At 47.8% G+C, this 18,671-nt stretch carries 20 protein-coding genes, 1 tRNA gene and 2 riboswitches; of the genes, 8 read left to right on the forward strand and 13 right to left on the reverse strand.

Going from position 1 to position 18,671, the window contains the following annotated elements:
* Positions 1-13: 13 nt before the first annotated feature.
* The 11 genes from DW769_RS10635 to DW769_RS10685 all read right to left on the reverse strand — a co-directional run bounded on the left by DW769_RS10635 (position 14) and on the right by DW769_RS10685 (position 9,277).
* On the reverse strand, positions 14-364 hold the full coding sequence (locus DW769_RS10635) for a winged helix-turn-helix domain-containing protein (protein ID WP_118750368.1): 351 nt from the start codon (positions 362-364) through the stop codon (positions 14-16).
* Entirely contained in the window at positions 361-1,620 is a 1,260-nt protein-coding gene (locus DW769_RS10640; RefSeq protein WP_055266837.1) for an AfsR/SARP family transcriptional regulator, read from the reverse strand. The genes DW769_RS10635 and DW769_RS10640 overlap by 4 nt, the downstream gene beginning before the upstream one ends.
* Positions 1,621-1,875: 255 nt before the next feature.
* Complete coding sequence (locus DW769_RS10645) at positions 1,876-2,514, reverse strand: metal-dependent hydrolase (protein ID WP_158579817.1); 639 nt, start codon at positions 2,512-2,514, stop codon at positions 1,876-1,878.
* A 260-nt stretch (positions 2,515-2,774) separates the two neighbouring features.
* Positions 2,775-4,391: an amidohydrolase gene (locus DW769_RS10650; RefSeq protein ID WP_117805124.1), complete on the reverse strand. Its 1,617-nt coding sequence runs from the start codon at positions 4,389-4,391 to the stop codon at positions 2,775-2,777.
* Between the two features lie 117 nt (positions 4,392-4,508).
* Entirely contained in the window at positions 4,509-5,987 is a 1,479-nt protein-coding gene (locus DW769_RS10655) for an alanine/glycine:cation symporter family protein (protein WP_117510525.1), read from the reverse strand.
* 185 nt (positions 5,988-6,172) lie between these two features.
* A riboswitch (Lysine riboswitch) is annotated at positions 6,173-6,347 on the reverse strand.
* A 104-nt stretch (positions 6,348-6,451) separates the two neighbouring features.
* Entirely contained in the window at positions 6,452-6,577 is a 126-nt protein-coding gene (locus DW769_RS10660; protein ID WP_117510523.1) for a maltose acetyltransferase domain-containing protein, read from the reverse strand.
* Positions 6,578-6,620: 43 nt separating this feature from the next.
* The gene (locus DW769_RS10665; RefSeq protein WP_022461821.1) at positions 6,621-7,031 is read right to left on the reverse strand and encodes a peptide deformylase; all 411 of its coding nucleotides are present in this window, start codon (positions 7,029-7,031) and stop codon (positions 6,621-6,623) included.
* Positions 7,032-7,072: 41 nt separating this feature from the next.
* On the reverse strand, positions 7,073-7,489 hold the full coding sequence (locus DW769_RS16605) for a hypothetical protein (RefSeq protein WP_173815935.1): 417 nt from the start codon (positions 7,487-7,489) through the stop codon (positions 7,073-7,075).
* A gap of 72 nt (positions 7,490-7,561) precedes the next feature.
* Positions 7,562-8,167 (reverse strand): class I SAM-dependent methyltransferase, encoded by a 606-nt coding sequence (locus DW769_RS10675; RefSeq protein WP_117510521.1) that lies wholly within the window; start codon positions 8,165-8,167, stop codon positions 7,562-7,564.
* Positions 8,154-8,711, reverse strand: a complete 558-nt coding sequence (locus tag DW769_RS10680; RefSeq protein ID WP_117510519.1) for a hypothetical protein — start codon at positions 8,709-8,711, stop codon at positions 8,154-8,156. Before DW769_RS10680 ends, DW769_RS10675 begins: the two co-directional genes overlap by 14 nt.
* Positions 8,708-9,277, reverse strand: coding sequence for a GNAT family N-acetyltransferase (locus DW769_RS10685; RefSeq protein ID WP_117510517.1), 570 nt, complete (start codon positions 9,275-9,277; stop codon positions 8,708-8,710). Before DW769_RS10685 ends, DW769_RS10680 begins: the two co-directional genes overlap by 4 nt.
* A 195-nt stretch (positions 9,278-9,472) precedes the next feature.
* Here DW769_RS10685 and DW769_RS10690 point away from each other — a divergent pair, with 195 nt between their 5' ends.
* Positions 9,473-10,309 (forward strand): AIM24 family protein, encoded by an 837-nt coding sequence (locus tag DW769_RS10690; protein ID WP_117510515.1) that lies wholly within the window; start codon positions 9,473-9,475, stop codon positions 10,307-10,309.
* Positions 10,310-10,473: 164 nt separating this feature from the next.
* Positions 10,474-11,805: an MATE family efflux transporter gene (locus DW769_RS10695; RefSeq protein WP_243105449.1), complete on the forward strand. Its 1,332-nt coding sequence runs from the start codon at positions 10,474-10,476 to the stop codon at positions 11,803-11,805.
* A gap of 300 nt (positions 11,806-12,105) precedes the next feature.
* Here DW769_RS10695 and DW769_RS10700 read toward each other — a convergent pair whose 3' ends face one another.
* A complete protein-coding gene (locus DW769_RS10700; protein WP_117510510.1) occupies positions 12,106-13,104 on the reverse strand; it encodes a DUF3878 family protein in 999 nt (332 codons plus the stop codon).
* A 174-nt stretch (positions 13,105-13,278) separates the two neighbouring features.
* Positions 13,279-13,587 (reverse strand): response regulator, encoded by a 309-nt coding sequence (locus tag DW769_RS10705; protein WP_082424835.1) that lies wholly within the window; start codon positions 13,585-13,587, stop codon positions 13,279-13,281.
* A 237-nt stretch (positions 13,588-13,824) separates the two neighbouring features.
* Positions 13,825-13,900, reverse strand: a riboswitch (cyclic di-GMP riboswitch).
* Between the two features lie 109 nt (positions 13,901-14,009).
* On the opposite strand from DW769_RS10705, the gene DW769_RS16435 reads away from it, so the two are divergent.
* The 6 genes from DW769_RS16435 (at position 14,010) to DW769_RS10735 (ending at position 18,662) form a co-directional block, all read left to right on the forward strand.
* On the forward strand, positions 14,010-14,153 hold the full coding sequence (locus DW769_RS16435; RefSeq protein WP_022461225.1) for a hypothetical protein: 144 nt from the start codon (positions 14,010-14,012) through the stop codon (positions 14,151-14,153).
* 374 nt (positions 14,154-14,527) lie between these two features.
* Positions 14,528-14,601: transfer RNA gene (locus tag DW769_RS10710), tRNA-Arg, on the forward strand.
* Positions 14,602-14,927: 326 nt separating this feature from the next.
* On the forward strand, positions 14,928-15,893 hold the full coding sequence (locus DW769_RS10720; protein WP_118750370.1) for a ParB/RepB/Spo0J family partition protein: 966 nt from the start codon (positions 14,928-14,930) through the stop codon (positions 15,891-15,893).
* A 14-nt stretch (positions 15,894-15,907) separates the two neighbouring features.
* A complete protein-coding gene (locus DW769_RS10725) occupies positions 15,908-16,693 on the forward strand; it encodes a ParA family protein (RefSeq protein WP_118520836.1) in 786 nt (261 codons plus the stop codon).
* The gene (locus DW769_RS10730) at positions 16,683-17,585 is read left to right on the forward strand and encodes a ParB/RepB/Spo0J family partition protein (RefSeq protein WP_005334867.1); all 903 of its coding nucleotides are present in this window, start codon (positions 16,683-16,685) and stop codon (positions 17,583-17,585) included. Before DW769_RS10725 ends, DW769_RS10730 begins: the two co-directional genes overlap by 11 nt.
* Before the next feature lie 78 nt (positions 17,586-17,663).
* Entirely contained in the window at positions 17,664-18,662 is a 999-nt protein-coding gene (locus DW769_RS10735; RefSeq protein WP_118520828.1) for a DUF6017 domain-containing protein, read from the forward strand.
* The last annotated feature ends 9 nt before the right edge of the window (positions 18,663-18,671 follow it).

Raw genomic sequence — 18,671 nt, forward strand, 5'->3', positions numbered from 1 at the left:
TGATAAAGCTCTTTTAGATCACTGAGAACCTGTACTTTTCCTTTGCGGTCTGCGGTGCTCCAGGCTTTTCGTCAGTTCCATGACAGCCTTCATATAGCAGGCATGATCCTCTCTTAACCGGCCATACCTTCCGCAGCGTTCCGCGCAGACGGTACATCATATTTTTCAGTGCTCCGTACGGATTTTCACTCTTCTCATCCGTCCAGAGTGCTTCGGTTAACTGTTCCAGTGTTACGATATGGTTTTTGTTGCAGATCATATAAACCAGCAGCTTTGTGATCATCGGGGAATGAATCGCTTCCTCGTTGAGGCAGCGTGTTTCATCGTACATGCGGAATCTTCCAAGCAGCTGTACGCGAATCATAAAACATCGTCTCCTTCTAAGAACTCAAGCTCTTTTTCGGTCTGAATTGCCGGCAGTGCACTGTATTTCAGATTCTTTGCCCAGCCTTTTTTCTCCTCGGAGAAGCGCTCGCTGATTCTCTTGTAGACGAGTTCGCATCCTCTCTGGCTGCCGCCCTGCAGCAGAATCACATACTGGGACGGGCTGTATTTTGCAAAGAAATCGGAATGACGCAGGCTGCGTTTCATTACCTCAAGCAGCTTTTCGGACATACGGTCAAGGCGCGGACCGCCTTTTGCCGGGTAACCTTTTCCGTCTGTAATGGTGCACAGCATCAGCCACGGCATCTGTCCGTTCAGCTCGGACATACGGTAAACAAGTCGGTAGCAGTCACGGAATCCGGCGAGGGAACAGAAGAATGCTCCGCCCTTTTCTCCCGGGCTCTCCTGAAGATCTGCCTGTACCTCTTCGATCACGCGGTGTCTGCTGCCCATGCGGCTTCCCAGATAGCGGTACTGCTCCACCAGTTTCTCGCTCGGTGTAACGCCAAGCTCTTCAAAGTAATGTTTCGAGGTCTGCTCGTACAGTTTCATGGCCTCTTTGTATCTCTCCAGGCCGATCAGCGCCTGCATCTGGACTGCCTGCCACTCGTCGAACGGATACAGTTCGGAAGCAACAGAAGTCAGTTTCTGCAGCTCATCGAACTCCTCATTTTTCAGAAGATACTCACTTACTTCTTTCAGTGCATCGGAATATACTTTTTTCAGCTGCGCGCGCTCCGCCTGTACCCACTCTTCCTCGCCGAAATCTGCAAGGAACTCTCCGGTGTACAGCTCCAGCGCTTCGATCATCTGATCCATGCGCGCTTTCTCGTCTGTCTCTTTTCCTGCTTCCAGGATCTTATTTTTGATATCAATCGCATCTACCTCGACCGGCATCGGGCTGGTCCAGTGGTAAACGCCTTTCTGTGTATAAATGTACTCAAACTGCGGAAGTCCTGCCTCGACAAGGCTTCTTTTCAGGCGATGTACGCCGACACGCAGGCTGTTTGCCGCGTCCGCCACATCTTCTCTTCCGTATGTGCTCTCCAACAGTCTTCCTCTGGAAATTCCATTGTCCTTGTTATAGAGGAAAATCTGCAGAAGTCTCATCGATTTTGTTGCCATTGTTTTCCGGAAGGAAATCGGCTGGTCGCCGTACTCCAGGAAAAAACTTCCCATCATGTGTACTTTTAAAAGCGGTAACTGTTCTGTTTGGTTTTTCATTTCTTCGTTCATACTAACTCCTGTATTGCCTGTTGTGCTCTAATCTCTGTTGTCGGTTGCGCTGCGCTCCGCAATCGGCTGCGGTAACGGGCCGGCGGTTCCCTGTTCGTTCATTTCAAAAACAATTACGGACGCCGGATTTCTGTTTTCTATTTTACATCATTTTAATCAAAAATCCTACTATAAAATGTATAAAATATTAACTTTAACACCGAAAAATTCCTGCTTTTTCTTCTTTTGTCTTGTTATCTTTTTGTCAATCCCATCTCATCCGTAAATTGCCCGCATGATTTTAGCCATCAGCCGCCCTGCAGGCGCCGAGAGCACCAGTACTACAGCAAGAGATACCATGCCGCACCCGAGCAGTGCGCGGTTCACAAGTCCCCGTGCTGAGCAGAATCCGAGGCAGAATCCCTTCTTCCAGGGCCAGAACAGCTTTTCCGGTTTCCGGTTGAAAAAATCGAGCACCAGATGGGACAGAAAGCCCACGGCAAAATAAGCGGACGCATCCGGGTAGATGATGTCCACGCACGCCGTCAGCAATGCCAGCGCCGCAAATGAATGCATGAAGGAGCGGTGCGGCTGCTGTTTCCCATAGGCGCAGATCAACAAAAATGCTGCCGTTCCGGCGAGGAGACGCAGCACGCTGCTGTCGCTTGTGAGGCGGCGGTAAATTCCAAGATTCAGTTTATACTCCGCAAGAATTGTGAGCACCGCAACTGCAACTGTTGCCGTAATGATCTTATCGGCATCGCGGTGCGCCTGTGAAGTGCCGACATCAATGTCACTGATCAAACCGCCGATCGCGGCAGCCCCGGCACCGGCCACAAGCGCGGGAACCGTCTGCGGCTGTAAAACAGCAAGTGCCGCTGCTGTTCCAATAAAAAAATGTGTTCTTCCAAGCATTTGTCTGTTTTTTCCTTTCGTAAAATTTCCTTTATCATAGCACATTCCCGCCCTTTTATACAACCATTTGTTCGATTCTTTTACAACCGTATGGTCCTATCAGAATCAAAAAAGAACCTCCTGCGACCGTTCATCGCCGCAGGAGGTTCTCCTCTGTTTCTGCCTTTATTCCATACTATTTTCAGGTTATCTTATTTCACGTTTTTCCCTTCATTGTATGAATTTTCATTTGACATTTATTACTCATTTGAGTTATATTCTTATGCTTCATATACCAGTTCACCGGCAAGATACGTCCGGCACACCGGAATGTCTTTGATCGTGCTCTCATCCACCTCAAACGGATTCTGACCCAGTACGACGAAGTCTGCCATCATGCCTTCTGCGATCTGGCCTTTCACGTTCTCCTCGAAACTTGCCTCGGCGCTGCGGATCGTGTAACTGTCGAGTGCTTCCTGTACGGTGAATTTCTGATCCGGCAGGTACGGGCCGACATGGTCGCGCAGCGTTGTTCTTGTGACAGCGCACTGCATGCAGGCGAGGGCATCCGGCAGCTCTACCGGGCAGTCAGTTCCGTTGCTGACGGAGACGCCGTTATTCATCAGCGTCTTCCAGCTGTAGCTTGTGCTCGCAAGCTCTTTGCCGACGCGCTCCTCTACGATATGGTTATCGTAATCGAGGAAGATGCTCTGTGCGTAAACGTGAAGATGCATTTTCGCGATTTTTTCAAGCTGATCGGCTCTTGTGATCTGGCAGTGCACGATGCCGTGGCGGTGATCTTCTCTCGGGTTTTCAGCAAGGGCTTTTTCATAGGCACTTAACACGCGGTCGAGGCACGCATCACCGATCGTGTGAACTGCAGCCTGCATGCCGTGTGCATTGGCGTAGCCGATCATCTCATCCATGGTTTCCTGGGTGAATACCGGGATTCCGCAGGTGGACGGGTCGTCTGCGTATGGGCGACTGAGGAATGCTGTTCTCGCACCGAGTGCGCCGTCGCCGAGCATTTTCAGTGGTCCGATTTTAAAGCGGTCTGTGCCGATGCCGGTCACATTTCCAGCCTCAACGAAACCTTTTAAGGATTCCAGATCAGTAAAGTTGCTCTGCTCGTAAACGCGGACGGTCAGCTCGCCGGAATCCTCGAGTTCTTTGTATGCTTCGTTGACGGTCTGCCACGGAACGGCGCGGTAAACGCAGTAATCATCACTCTGGCTGCTGGTGACGCCGTAGCTGTTCAGGGCTTTGCAGGCGCTGCGGATCATATCTTTGATTTCCTCTTTGCTCGGCACCGGAATGCTGTCGTAAACCGGTTCCATTGCATTGTCGAAGAATCTTCCGTCCGGCTCACCGTTTTCCATACCGATCTCTCCGCCCTCCGGCTGCGGGGTATCTGCGGTGACGCCGAGGAGTTCCAGTGCTTTGCTGTTGACTACGAGGCAGTGGCCGCACGCTCTCGTCGCGCAGATCGGAACTTCAGTTGATACGCGGTCAAGATCGTAGCGGTTCGGCATGCGGTCCACGTCCGTGAAGTAATCCTGATTCCAGCCGCGGCCCATCAGCCATGCGCCGTCTTTTCGCGGATGCTCTTTCTGGAAGGTGTCGAGGCAGGCGAGCATATCTTCCAGGCTTTCGGTATGTGCGGCAAGCTGCGCTTTCAGCAGGGAGCTTCCGTAATTTAAAAGGTGCATATGGCTGTCGTTAAAACCGCTGCAGACGAATTTTCCGCCGAGGTCTACAACTTTGTCGCCGGCTGCTGCAAGGGCATCTGCCTCTGCGCTGCTTCCGGCGAAAACAAATTTGCCGTCTTCTACTGCAAACGCTTCGACAAGCGGCAGTTTTCCGGTGTAGACAGCTCCGTTTTTGTAAATTGTTTTCATATCATTATCCTCCTACTGTCATCTAAATTTGATTCTATTCTTTTCTGCCCATTTGCGCAATATACAAATTCAGACACGCTATTCTCTTGCGTGTCTGGATTCGCTTTTGAATATTTTTTATTTCGTTTTCTCTTCGTAGAACAGGCAGGCGTTCTTGTCTACCGTGCCCTGGCCGAAGTTTCTTGCTTTGTAGTCTTTCAGCAGTTTGAAATACTGGTTCGAGAGAATCAGGATCACTGCTACGTTGACGAAGGTCGGGATCGCAGATGTGATATCAACGACAGTCCAGATAAAGCCCTGGTTGTTGGTCTTTACCAGATAGATCGTCCACAGTACGCCCGGCAGAGCGCGGACTGCGTAGAAGATTTTCATGACGATATCTTTCATCTTGCCTTCTTTTTTATACAGATGCTCCAGAATTGCCAGATAGTAGGTGAACCATCCGCCGGAAGTCGTTACAGTGAAAATGACCATGATGACTGCCAGAAGGATGCTTCCAAATTTGCCGAATCCGCTTGCAAATGCACTTAAAGCAAGTGTTCCGCCGTTCGTTCCGTCGGTCCAGTTTCCGCTTAAGATAACGGAAAGTGCGGTGATCGTACAGATAACCATGGTATCAAAGAATACCTCGAAAGATCCCCACAGACCCTGCTCTACCGGATGCGGTGTTTTTGCGGAAGCATGGATCATTGGAGAAGTACCCCATCCAGCCTCATTGGAGTATACGGAACGCGCCATACCCACACGGATAATCTCGCTGACTGCGCAGCCGGCAAAACCGCCGATCGCTGCTGTTCCGGTAAATGCGTTTGTTACGATGGCTGCAAATACGCCAGGAACGCGGTTGATGTTGATGATGATCATGCCAATTCCCATCAAGATATAAAGAACGCTCATAAATGGAACGAGCTTGCTGAACAGACTTGCGATTTTCTTCGTACCGCCGCTTGTAACGACATAGGTCAGAATGCAGAGCAGAACGCCCATCACGATAACGCCTTCTACTTTGAAGCTTCCAAGATTGATATTCTCAATACCGAACGCACCGGCTACGACCTGAGATGCGGTCAGGTTGGAAGAGGTTACGAAGAAGGTGGAGAAAATACCGATGCCGAAGATGAGCGCCGGGATCAGCCACAGCTTGCCCCAGTGGCGCTCCTCGCCAAGTCCGCACTCCATGTAGTAAGTCGGACCGCCGTAGTACTCACCTTTTTCGTTGGTGTGACGGTAGTAGCAGCCGAGGGTAACCTCAACCTGTTTTAATATCATACCAAGCAGAGACGAAAGCCACATCCACATAATGGCTCCCGGGCCGCCTGCTGCAACTGCAGTTGCAACACCGGCGATATTACCGAATCCTACGGTACCGCCGATAGCGGTCGAAATCGCCTCAAACGAGGAAAGCATACCCTTTCCTTCACTTGCTTTGTCTTCTTTCTGGAACAGTTTTCCGCCGGTTCTCTTCATAATCCAGCCAAAGTGACGGAACTGGAAAAATCCAGAACGAACGGTAAAGTACAGACCGGTCAGAATCATCAGCGCGATCAGCGGCACGCCCCAAAGGACACCGTCCAGCCAGTTAAGAAATGCTATCATGTCAAAATCCTCCCTTTTTTCTTTTCCGGCAACAGTTTTCTTCAGACGTATCCTGTAACACCCGTTTCGTCTTTCGTTCTCCAACCAAACAGATTTCCACCCCTGGAACCTTTTGTCACGGTTCCAACTGCAGTACAATAAAAAGAGCAGCGGTCTTCACCACTGCTCCATTAAATCTACGTTCATGAAGCAATAGCTCCTCCACCAGTACGGTGAGAGTGCACAGCCTGTTCGACTGTACCCCAACACAGACAGTTTTTCGGGAACTGCCCCGTTTCGGCGAATGCTCCTTTCCCTGCCCGTCCCAGACCCCGTTGTCTCAGGACAGCTACTCTTAGCCTTCGCGCCTCTATTGCCGAATATGTATATTGACAGGTATTATCATATGTTTCTTTTCGCCACTTGTCAATCGTTTTTTCGACATTATTTTACAAAAATTTTATATTTTCGAAATTTGTCCTGATTTATTTGACTTTCTTGTCTCCCTCTGACGGCTTCAGCTGGTTGAACTTCCACAGACGCTCCATATAGCCGGACTGCTCTTTGGCCAGCTCTTCCACATTCGGGTTGTAAATGATTCCTTTTACCATTCATTCTCTGTCTGTCATACTGTCCTCCTGTCTGCTGTAGGATCTAAATAAGTATCCCTTCCAGATGATCCATCTCATGCTGGCAGATCTGGGCTGGCCAGCCGGTGAATTTCTGGCGTTGTTTTTTCCAGTTCCAGTCGTAGTATTCGATTTCGATGTTCTGGTACCGCTTTGTTTTCCGCACGCCTGGCAGGGAGAGGCAACCTTCTTCTGTTTCGTAGGGGCCGCTTTTGCGGACTATCACCGGGTTGAACATGATGATGTCGCGGAATCCGGCGTTTACGATGATGATGCGTTTTTTCACGCCGATCATATTTGCCGCCATGCCGACGCATGCCTCGCGGTTTGCTGCCAGTGTGTCCTGCAGATCTCTTCCCACCTGCAGATCTTCCTCTGTCGCCGGGATGGATTTCTGTCCGAGGAAGAGAACGTCTCTCATAATTGGTTTTACCATTTGTGTTTCCTTTCTCTTTCGGCCTTAAAGGCCGAAATCGTTTAATTTTCTATTTGAATCCGCATATCGCACGATGTGCATCCGATCACGGTTTTTCCGCCTTCCTGCTCCAGTCGTTCTACTTTTCCGCCGCAGAACGGGCAGATCCAGTCGATCTGTTTTCCGGCTTTGACAACCTGCATCATGTTGACGAATTTTGTCGTATCTACATTTTTCGAATTGCAATTCTGCGTCCAATCACCGGAGAGTACTTTTCGCAATTCGCCGTTTTCATTCAGAATAACGGTGTCGCCCTCCTCGATGTTCCAATCATACAGCATCTGATCCTCCTGGCGGATGCGCGATTCTGTTCCGTTTTCATCTTTCAAAACAACAACTGCCATGACAGGCTCGTCGGCACCGCGCTCCTCACAGCCGAAATCAAGGTCTTCCTCAATTCGCATTACCTGATATTTCATAAAAACGCCCTTTCGTCAAATATAATTCATGCTTTTTTGTATTCCACACGGTTTTTGCTGTTACAAAACTTTTTATTCCTGAATCGTAAAAATCACAACCCGCTCCCGGCTGTCCCCGCCCGGAAACAGATCCATACAGTCGATCTCATCGAGAAATTCCAGTTCCGGCACCGTCATCAGATACGAGATATAAGCATCCGACGGGTAATAGAAAAACAGCTGGATCTCCCGCGGATTTTCGTAGTACGATTCCAGCAGTCTTGCCATCGCTTTTCTTAAGATTTCAAGCGAAAACGGGTTAAAAAAATACACCCGGTCCACTTCCACAGGAACGGGAAAATTTTCGGCGCTCTCCAGCACAAACTCCGTCCGCGCACCAGAGGCCGCCGCCTTTTTGTTTTCCATTGCCTTCGCATAAATCCGGTCATCATACTCCACACCGATGGACCGGCACCGGGTCTGCGCCGATAAGAAGAAATCCACGCGGCCCTTTCCGCATCCGTAATCGAGCAGCGTATTTCCCTTTCGGATCATCCCTGTGTTTGCCATCCGCTCCAGCGCGCAGTATGGGGTCGGCTCATACGGATACCGGTACAGATCCGACCGGCTGTCGTCCCGCCCCATTGTGTGGATCTGAAGCAATCTGTCCCAGCGGTTCTCGTTTTTATCTTCTCTCATCGCCCGTCTCCCGATACTGATACTGTTCAAATAATTCCAGATATTCTTTCTCCACTGCAGCAAACGGCCGCACCGTGTAGTCCAGCGTGATGTGAAGTTTCGGCGCATCCCCCGCCTGCGGTTCCTCCAGCAGATTTGTCAGATCGTACCACAGCAGATCATTGTCGATCTGTTTCATCATCCGCTGCTCCTCCGCCGTCAGATCACTGCCAAGATATTTCTCATAAATCACCGAAAGCAGATGGTCCTCGATCTCGCGGTACCGCGGCATTTCCTGTTTTAATGGCCGCGGCACGTCCGACATGTAACACTCGCTCGCGTCATGCAGAAGGCACGCCAGCACCAGCCGCCGGGAATAGCCGCGCGCGGCCGCCTCTTTCGCACAGCAGATGCAGTGCTCTCCCACTGACCAGAACGTCGTCACATGGCCGTTTCCGCGGCAGATCATCGGCAGCGCATGCGCAAAATCCTCCACACAGAGCAGTTCCGGAGCGGGATGCACAGGGTCAAAATGTTTTCTTGTATACGTTGTTATTGTGCTCATTCTTTTATCTCACTATATGATTTTACTGCCGGCTGTCCCGCGTGCGGCTCGCCGATGATTTTTTCCATCCAGACCATATCGTACCAGCGGTCGAATTTGTAGCCGCAGTTGTGGAAGGTTCCCACGAGTTCGAATCCGAGATGCGCATGGAACTCGGCGCTGTTTTTCGTCAGATATTCATCCTCGACCTGCGGATAGCCGATGCAGGCGTAGAGGTTCAGAATGCCCATTTTTTTCAGGCGGTCCGCCAGCTCTTCATACAGTCTCCGGCCAAGGCCTCCTTTTCTTGCATTGTGATCGAGATAAATGGTCAGCTCGCTCGACCAGTCGTATGCGGCGCGGCCGACAAAGGCATGTGCGTATGCATAACCTTCGATTTTTCCATCCTGCTCGATGACGAGGTATGGATATTTTTTCATGATATCACGCATGCGGTTCTCAAATTCTTCCAGAGACGGCACGTCCCACTCGAAAGAAATGACGGTGTATTCTACATAATAAGCATAAATCTCCAGAATGCGTGCGGCATCCTCTATTTTTGCATCTCTGACAGTAATTGTACTCATAATAAATTCCTCCTCTGACCGTACTGCTTGCGTTTTCTGAACTTTATCTTATCACTCCGCTGAAAAATGGACAACATGATTTCCAGATTTCCTTTTTTTCTAAATTTTTCTGTGCTCTTTGCTTTCTTTCCTGTATAATAAAAGAAACAAGACGGATCACTATTTTTCTTCTTAATGAAAGAAAGGAACGTGCCTATGAAAATTTTAAATCTCGAAAACGAAAACCGGAAATTCACCAAGTCCATCGAAAATTTCCACGTCATGGAATATCTCCAGGATTCCAGCGTCTCGCCGATGACTGCCATGGAGGAGTATTACATGAGCAAAATGAATGTGCGCCGCCGCCAGGTTGTCATTGAACTGGACAAGGAGCACTCCGCGATTATCCAGTCCGGTGCGATGCAGTGGATGGGCGGCCATGTACAGGCGACCGCCGGAATCAAAGGGATCGGCGACCTGTTCGGAAAGGCCATCAAAGGCGCCATGACAAAGGAATCTGCCGTAAAACCGGAGTACGTCGGCGACGGATATCTCGTGCTGGAACCGACCTACAAATACATCATTCTTGTGGATGTCGAGAAATGGGGCTCCTCCGGAATGACGATTGAGGACGGCATGTTCCTCGCCTGCGACGGCAGAGTCAAAACCAAACTGACCGCCCGCAAGAGCATTTCCTCCGCTGTCCTCGGCGGCGAAGGCTTCTTCAATCTGAGCCTCGTCGGCAGAGGCGCCGTTGCCCTCGAAAGCAACGTACCTGAGGACGAGCTGATCGAAGTCGAACTCGAAAACGACGAACTGAAAATCGATGGAAACCTCGCCGTCTGCTGGTCCTCCAACCTTGATTTCACCGTAGAGCGCTCCACCAAAACCCTCGTCGGCTCCGCCGTCAGCGGTGAAGGCCTCGTCAACGTCTACCGCGGAACCGGCCGCGTCCTCATGAGCCCGGTCGCCCCGACAGATTCCCTGCCGACTGCAACCAACACGACCCAGGCGAACCCCGCTGTGAAGAACAACCTTCCGCCGGAAAATTAAATTCGAATCCTCTCCGCCCCTATGCCTAATACGCATAGAAAAAAGTCAAATTAAACCTCGTTTTTGATTGACACTTTCTTCAAAACATGTTAGCGTAAAATACGCATTTATCTTTACATTCTTAAGAAAAACCATACGATAAAATACATGTTCTGGAGAAAATGATGAATAGAATAAACTGGACTGAACTGAAACCGCAGATTCAGCAGGTCGGGCGATTAAGTCTGCCTGCGATTCTTACACAGATTACTACGATTGCGATGCAATACATTGATTCCGCGATGGTCGGCGCGCTTGGGGCGAATGCTTCGGCGGCGATCGGACTGGTTTCGTCGACGACGTGGCTCCTCAGCGGTACGATTTATGCGGTTTCAGCCGGTTTTTCTGTTCAGGTAGCGCATCAGATCGGGGGAAATCATGACAAGAAGGCAAGGGATGTTGTGCGGCATGGCATCGCGTCCGCGCTTGTTGTGTCGGCTGTTTTGTGCCTGATCGGGCTTCTGATCAGTCATCCGCTGCCGGGGTGGCTCGGCGGTGCGCAGGAGATCCGGCGGAATGCCACGCTCTATTTTATGATGTTTGCCATCATGCTTCCGTTTTCCCAGCTCAACTCGCTGATGTCGTCCTTCCTGCAGTGCAGCGGTGATATGGTGATGCCCAGTATTTTAAATGCCGTCATGTGCGTGCTCGATATCATTTTCAATGCTCTTTTGATTCCGGTTTTCGGTGTCATGGGTGCCGGTATGGGAACGATGCTGGCCTGCGCCGTCATCAGCCTCACGGGTGCCTGGTTCTGTTGTGTCCGCAATCCGCGGCTGCGTCTCCGCCGGAAGGAAAAAACGGTTTTTGATACGAAAATTCTGAAAACTGCATTCAAAATTGGTGTGCCGGTTGCCGTACAGGAAATCGCGATGAACAGCGCCATGGTTGCTGCCACCATGCTGATTGCCCCGCTCGGCTCCATTGCGATTGCGGCCAATTCGTTCGCCGTCACCGCCGAAGGCCTCTGCTACATGCCAGGCTACGGCATCGGTTCCGCCGCGACAACGCTCGTCGGCAGAAGCTACGGCGCCGGAAATTACAAGCTGGCGAAACGCTACGGAAATATCTGCATTGCCATGGGCGCAGTCCTGATGGCCATCACTGGAGGTCTGATGATGATCTTCTGTCCGTTCGTCTTTAGCATTCTGACTCCTGACCCGCAGGTGCGCTCGTTTGCCGCCGAGGTACTCCGCATCGAACTGCTCGCCGAGCCGTTTTTCGGCGCTTCCATCGTTGCCGCCGGAGCCCTCCGCGGAACAGGCGATACGTTTGTGCCAAGCCTTCTGAACCTTGGCAGCATCTGGGTCATCCGCCTCGGTCTCGCGGTGCTTCTCATCACCCCGCTCGGCCTGCGCGGCATGTGGATCGCCATGGCTATCGAGCTCTGCATCCGCGGATTGCTGCTGCTCTACCGCCAGCATACATCGAAATATTATAAACTGCCCGCAGCCTGACTTGGCGGCAGCGTATAGAAAAAGCGCTTATTTGAGATTTCATTCCCGCCTCAAATAAGCGCTTTCTATTTTACCTTATCCCTTGTTTCAATTCACAGTCGGTATTTTCACGGAGTCTGACATGTCGAAAATAGTTCGACTGTGACTTGCCTCATGTCTGTGGAGGATACCGATTTCTCTCCGCCCGCCACTGCCGTTATGTTTCTTTTAACAATTCATCCCACCACTTTAGAAGCGGGGGACTTCTTGTCTACTGGCATTAAAACTGAATCACTTCCGGCTCGTCCGTAAAGGAGCTGATCATTGCCGTTGCGTTCTGGAAATTTTAAACGTCTCAACCTCCACAACCCGCTCTTTCCCTCTCGTTCCCCAGATCATCAGATGGACCTTATATTCCACCGAATCCCGTGCATAAAAGAATGGCTCCTCGCGCAGCAATGATGCGCGTTTTCCTTCGGCTTCCAGTATCTTTTTCCGTTTCATTGCCTGCTCCTGGATTTTTCGGATCTGGGTTCCTTCTTCGCCGGTGAAGCGTCGTTTCGGATAATTCTGTGCTTCGCGGGCCAGTTTTTTTTCCAGTAAATCCACGACTTTCGCGTGGCGGCTCGTATGCAGCAGTTTTGCGATCTGTTTTGCGAGGAGTTTTCCCTGCCATTTTTCATAAAGTGCAAGATACCACAGCAGCACTTTATCGCCTGCCTCCGATGCCAGTTTTTTCATCTCCGTAATTGCCTCTTCCGTCGCTTCCCACCACGGGCATGACGGTACGAGATACTGATCCGGCACGGCCGGGTAGCAGCAGAAATTGAGCGGCGGGAAATTGGCCAGCGATGCCAGACGCATTTCTTCCTCGGTGCAGAACGCCTCGCCGAGGTATTCCAGCTTGTCCCGCAGGATCGCAATACGGAACTCAATCTGCCGCAGATACTCGTATCCGTCCACCCAGAAATGACCCGTTTTTCCGTAATCAAACAGATGCACTTCCAGTGAAAGGCGGCTGAAAAACAGCGTGCACACCGTCTCTTTCTGCCGCACGATCAGAACGTACTGCTCCCCGTCTTTTTCCAGTGCGGCATCTATTTCTCCCTCGTATTCCTTCTGATACGTTCCCGTCAGCTCCGCGTCATGAAAAACGAGAAAGCTCTCTGCCGCATCGTTCATCAGATAGACAAGCCAGATCTCCTTTTCTCCTCCCCCGTACCGCTCACCCGGAAGCAGCAGCTCGAACTGCCCCTGCGAAAGAAGCACATCCAGCCTTTCCAGTTCCTCGGTCCATGTGATATTTTCTGCAATTTCCATTCCGTGATTCTCCCCTGTTTTCTTTTACTTCCTATGATACACCATAAAAAGGCTCCACTGCAATCCAAAGCAGTAGAGCCCCTTCTCCAAATTTTTCTGTTATTAATCCGTCCCGTTATCCGGCACATGCCGTCCGCACTTTCTCGTCCAGCGTCGTCTGAATCTCTTTTAAATTCACCGGTTTCGGAATATGCCCGCGTCCGCGCACCGCTTGCGGTCCGTTGCAAAAGTATTTGCTGTCATCGCAAAAATCGGAACATCATTGTCCTCACGCACACTGTTTCGAATTTTTTTCGTCGCCTCGATGCCATCCATCACCGGCATCTGCATATCCATGAAGATCGCAAAATAGCTTCCCGGATCCGACGCTTCAAACTGATCCACGGCCTTGGAACCATTCTCCGCCCAGTCCACGACAAGGCCGAGGCTTCCGAGCAGCTCCGTCGCAACCTCTGCATTCAGTGCATTATCCTCCGCAAGCAGAACAGCAGCACACCTGCAATCAGTGCCACCAGATACAGCGGGTGGTCAAACAGATACGCCACGATGGTCGGTGTCTCCACGTTCATGCTCGTAAATGCGGTGATCGCCGGATGGCGGGAAAATGCAAACTCCTCCTCTCGTATTTTCTTTTCGCAGGCAATAAAAAAGCACCATAGATTCTCCTACCGTGCATTTCAGTCATTTCTCCCTATTTATTTTATAAGAAATGTTCCATATTTACGCAGCTGGCTGCCATTTTACAGGCCTTGTAGCTTTGCGTCACAGCCTTTCGACTGCTTTGCCGAGATTCTTTTTTTATTTTAATTCATTGCTGTAAGACTCTCTTCTCCTTTCCCATCGGAATATGATATAATGACCTCTGGATTTTGGCAGATTACTGTTTTTAACATTGGAGGTGTACGATGAAATACAGACTCATGACAGAAAACGATTTAGAATATGTTGTCGAAAAAAATAATGAATACTACAACAATGTCGAAGGCTGCTGGACCTATGAAAAAGCCTATAAGAGAATTTATCAGGTACTCACAATGGAAAATTCCTGAAGTAAACTGCAGAATCGCAAGTATGTGTTTCGTCTTGAAAAAGCAGCAAAAATATAGTATAATATTTTTGTTGCTGACCTGGCTGAAACATTTATAATTTTTGTTTCTGTAGCTCAGTAGGATAGAGTGTCCGCCTCCTAAGAGAAAGCCGAGGCATTCCCCAAAGGGAAAAAATGAAAAACAACTTTCAGTTCGAATCTATTCTGAAAAATGCTAATGGTGACAACAAAGCATTCCCCAAATGGGGAAATGTTCTAATGTTACCGAATCAAAAAAATCTGTAGATTGACAACTCGAAAAAGAGTTGATAATCTTATATATGGCCGAAGGGAAAAATCCCAGAAACCCAGTAAAATCAAGGGGTTGCGGCATGTGTCGTCATAGCTCAGCTGGATAGAGCACTCGCCTCCTAAGCGAGGGGTCGGAGGTTCAAATCCTCTTGGCGACGGGCTTCAAAGCGTTCGAAAATGTTAGCTGGATTAGCTGACAACGAACGCTTTTGTTATTTTCAAATCACGTTCGTGACACAAAATTCCATTCAAAATGATCAATTTCCAGCTAACGCAATCCGATTTTTGTTAGCTGACAGCTAATCAAAATTACCGGTTTGCAAACATGGGTTTTAGAAAGTCCAGCTAACATTTGGGTTCCGCTCTGTTGTCACCCCTTATTCGGGGATGTAAATCAGAGAAAAGGCGGGAAAAGAAACAATCTCTCCCAAACCTGCAAACATGAATTAGCTGAAACAGTATTCAATTCTATTAGCTACAGCTAATGGTCAAACAGCAATGTCTGTTTGGAACTTTACTATCTATAAAAGTTCCAGGCAGGCATTTTTTATTTCCTGAATCCCGGAGGAAAGGAGTCAAGATGACTAAACCAAACAGACAATCAGAAGAAAACGAAGAAAGAATCATAGAAATTGAGATTGAGCGTCTTCGATCGTTCAAAGAGCATCCGTTTCAGGTGAAAGATGATAAGGAAATGTTTCTTCTGCAGGAAAGCATTGAGAAGTATGGAATATTAAATCCGCTGATCGTCAGACCGGTACCGGATGGATACTATGAGATCATATCCGGTCACAGAAGAAAACATGCTGCGGAGAAACTGGGATACCGTAAAGTACCGGTAATCATCCGGGTATTAAGTGAAGATGATTCCATCTTGAGCATGGTAGATTCCAATCTTCACAGAGAAAGGATCAGCTACAGTGAAAAAGCTTTTGCTTACAAACTGAAGAATGACGTATTAAAAAGAAAAAGTGGTCGAAAAAAAAGCCAAGTTGACCACAAAACACCAAGAAAGCGGGCAATAGAAATCATCAGTGAAGATTGTGGTGATAGCCCAAAACAAGTGCAGCGTTATATCTCACTGACAAAACTGATACCGGAAATGTTGCAGAAACTGGATGATGAGATCATTTCTTTTTGTCCGGCTGTAGAGATAGCAGCATTAAGTGAAAAAGAGCAAAAGGAATTGCTTGTAGCAATGGAGTATGCACAGGCGATCCCATCACTCTCACAGGCACAGAGGATCCGGCAACTGAGTAAAGAAAAACAGTTGTCACTGGAAAAGATGGAAGAAATCATGTGTGAAGTGAAAAAGGGTGAGATCACAAGAGTGGCATTCACAAACGAGCAGTTACACAAGTATTTTCCAAATTCCTATACACCGGCGATGATGAAACGGGAAATACTGGCACTGTTGAAATTATGGAAAAAAGAATCATGGGAAAGTTAAAGGAGGAAGAAATCATGAGTAAAGTTATATCCGTAGTAAACCAGAAAGGTGGCGTCGGAAAGACCACCACAACCGTAAATGTAGGCATTGGACTGGCAAGAGAAGGTAAGAAAGTGTTGCTGATCGACGCGGATCCACAGGGAAGTTTAACCGCAAGTCTTGGATATGAGGAACCGGATGATCTTCGCATCACACTGGCAACGATTATGATGGATGTCATTAACGAAGAAGAAATCTCTCTGGAAGATGGTATCTTACATCACCAGGAAAATGTAGATCTACTTCCGGCAAATATTGAGCTTTCTGCCCTGGAAGTAACGATGGGAAATGTTATGAGCAGAGAAATGATCATGAAGGAATATATCGATGCGATAAGAGGCCGATACGATTATATCCTGATCGACTGTATGCCAAGTCTTGGTATGATGACAATCAATGCACTGGTCTCTTCCGATTCCGTGCTGATACCTGTACAGGCCGCATATCTGCCGGTGAAAGGACTTCAGCAGCTGATCAAGACCATTCTTACAGTAAAGAAAAGGCTGAACCGGAAACTGGCGATTGAGGGCATTCTGTTGACTATGGTTGATTTCAGAACCAATTACGCAAGGGACATTGCATCGAGAGTACATACAACATACGGAAGCCAGATAGAAGTATTTGAAAATGTGATTCCGATGTCTGTAAAAGCAGCTGAGACCAGTGCAGAGGGAAAAAGCATCTACATGCACTGCCCGAAAGGAAAAGTTGCCGAAGCATATAAAAACTTAACACAGGAGGTTTTGAAAAATGAAAAATAGAAGTGGCGAAAAGATTAAACTGGCAAGCATTGATGAACTGCTTGGTGTGGTAAATGAAGAATCTGCAATGGAGATAGAGATTAGTAAGATCCATCCGTTTAAAAATCATCCGTTCAAGGTGCTGGATGATGAAAAGATGCAGGATCTGGTTGAAAGTGTAAGGATCAATGGAGTACTGACACCGGTACTGCTTCGAATGGATGATAATGAAGAATATGAAATGGTATCCGGTCACAGAAGAATGCATGCAGCACAGCTTGCAGGACTTACAACTATTCCGGCAATCGTAAGAGAATTATCGGATGATGATGCCATTGTGGCTATGGTGGATGCTAACATTCAGCGAGAGGAATTGTTGCCGAGTGAGAAAGCATTTGCTTATAAGATGAAACTAGAGGCAATGAAAAGACAGGGAGTTAGAACAGATTTAACTTTGTCTCAAAATGAGACGAAGTTGAGATCTGATGAAGTCTTGAGCAAGCAAGTTGGGGAAAGTAGAGCTCAGGTTCAAAGATTTGTACGATTAACAGAACTTATTCCGGAACTTCTTGATCTGGTAGATAACAAGAAGCTTCAGTTTACGGTTGCTGTCAATATCTCCTACATCGATAAGGAAGTACAGGGATGGATCTACGAATATATCAGCGACACCGGATTCATCAAACCAAAACAGATTGCAGCACTCAGAAATCAGCTGAATGATGGACCAATCAATCAGATTCAGATGTTATCGATTTTCAATAACTGTGTGATGGCAAAGAAAGTATCCCGGTCTCTTACTTTCTCAGAAAAGAAACTGACAAAGTATTTTCCGGATGATTATACAGCCAAAGATATGGAGCAGGTGATTGAATCATTATTAGAAAAGTGGATGCAGGAACAGTCCTGTTAAGGAGAGAAAAAGCTAAGAAAACAATGTCAAAGAAGTTTAAAAAGAGGACTTCTTAGCAGAAAATGAAAGGAGGAAATTATGGAGAAAAAAATGACATTTAATTATTTTTACGGTACCGAAGCTGATCAGTTCAGCTTCTACCGCATACCAAAAGCATTATTTACAGACAGCTATTTTAAAGATTTATCAAGCGATGCTAAAATTTTATATGGACTGATGTTGGATCGAATGTCTCTTTCCATCAAAAATCAGTGGTTTGACGACAAAAACAGAGCATATATCTACTTTTCCATCGAAGATATCATGGAATTACTGAACTGTGGCAGAAATAAAGCCATCAAATCCATGAGAGAGCTGGATGACGAAACAGGAATTGGTCTGATTGAGAAACGCAGGCAGGGATTTGGAAAGGTGAATGTTATCTACGTAAAAACCTTTATGCCTGAGAAAACAGATGAGAAAAAATTTGGAGAGGAATTAGAGAAGTTTAAAAAACAAACTTCTGTGAAAAATGAAGAGCCTGCAGAAGTTTACAATTTAAACTTCATGAAGTCCCAAAATCAAACTTCTAGAAGTCCCGAAAACAAACTTCAAGAAGTTTACATTTCAAACCCTAATAATACTAATCTTAGTGATACTGAAATGAATGATAATAAATCTAATCCTATCATATCTGTGGATGAGAAAAGATTTGATAGCGATAACCGCTCTGAGGATTATCAGGCTTATGAAAACCTTGTCAAAGAGACCATTGATTATGAATCACTGGAAGTAACCCATCATGACGATATGCGACAGGTAGATGAAATCGTGAACCTGATCGTAGAAACTGTGATGTGTAAAAATGACAAGATATTGATTGCCAGCAACTGGTATCCGGCATCACTGGTGAAGAAAAAATTTCTGATGCTGACCTATTCACATATCGAGTATGTCTTACACTGTATGCGTGGTAACACCACCAAAGTGAAGAACATCAAGAAATATTTATTAGCATCCCTGTTTAATGCACCGTCTACGATGAACGGGTATTATCAGGCAGAGGTGAACCATGATATGCCAGGACTGGTAAGATAGGAGGTGCAC

It is taken from the genome of Blautia sp. AM29-29, assembly GCF_003480555.1.
In the GTDB taxonomy this organism is placed as follows: domain Bacteria; phylum Bacillota; class Clostridia; order Lachnospirales; family Lachnospiraceae; genus Fusicatenibacter; species Fusicatenibacter saccharivorans.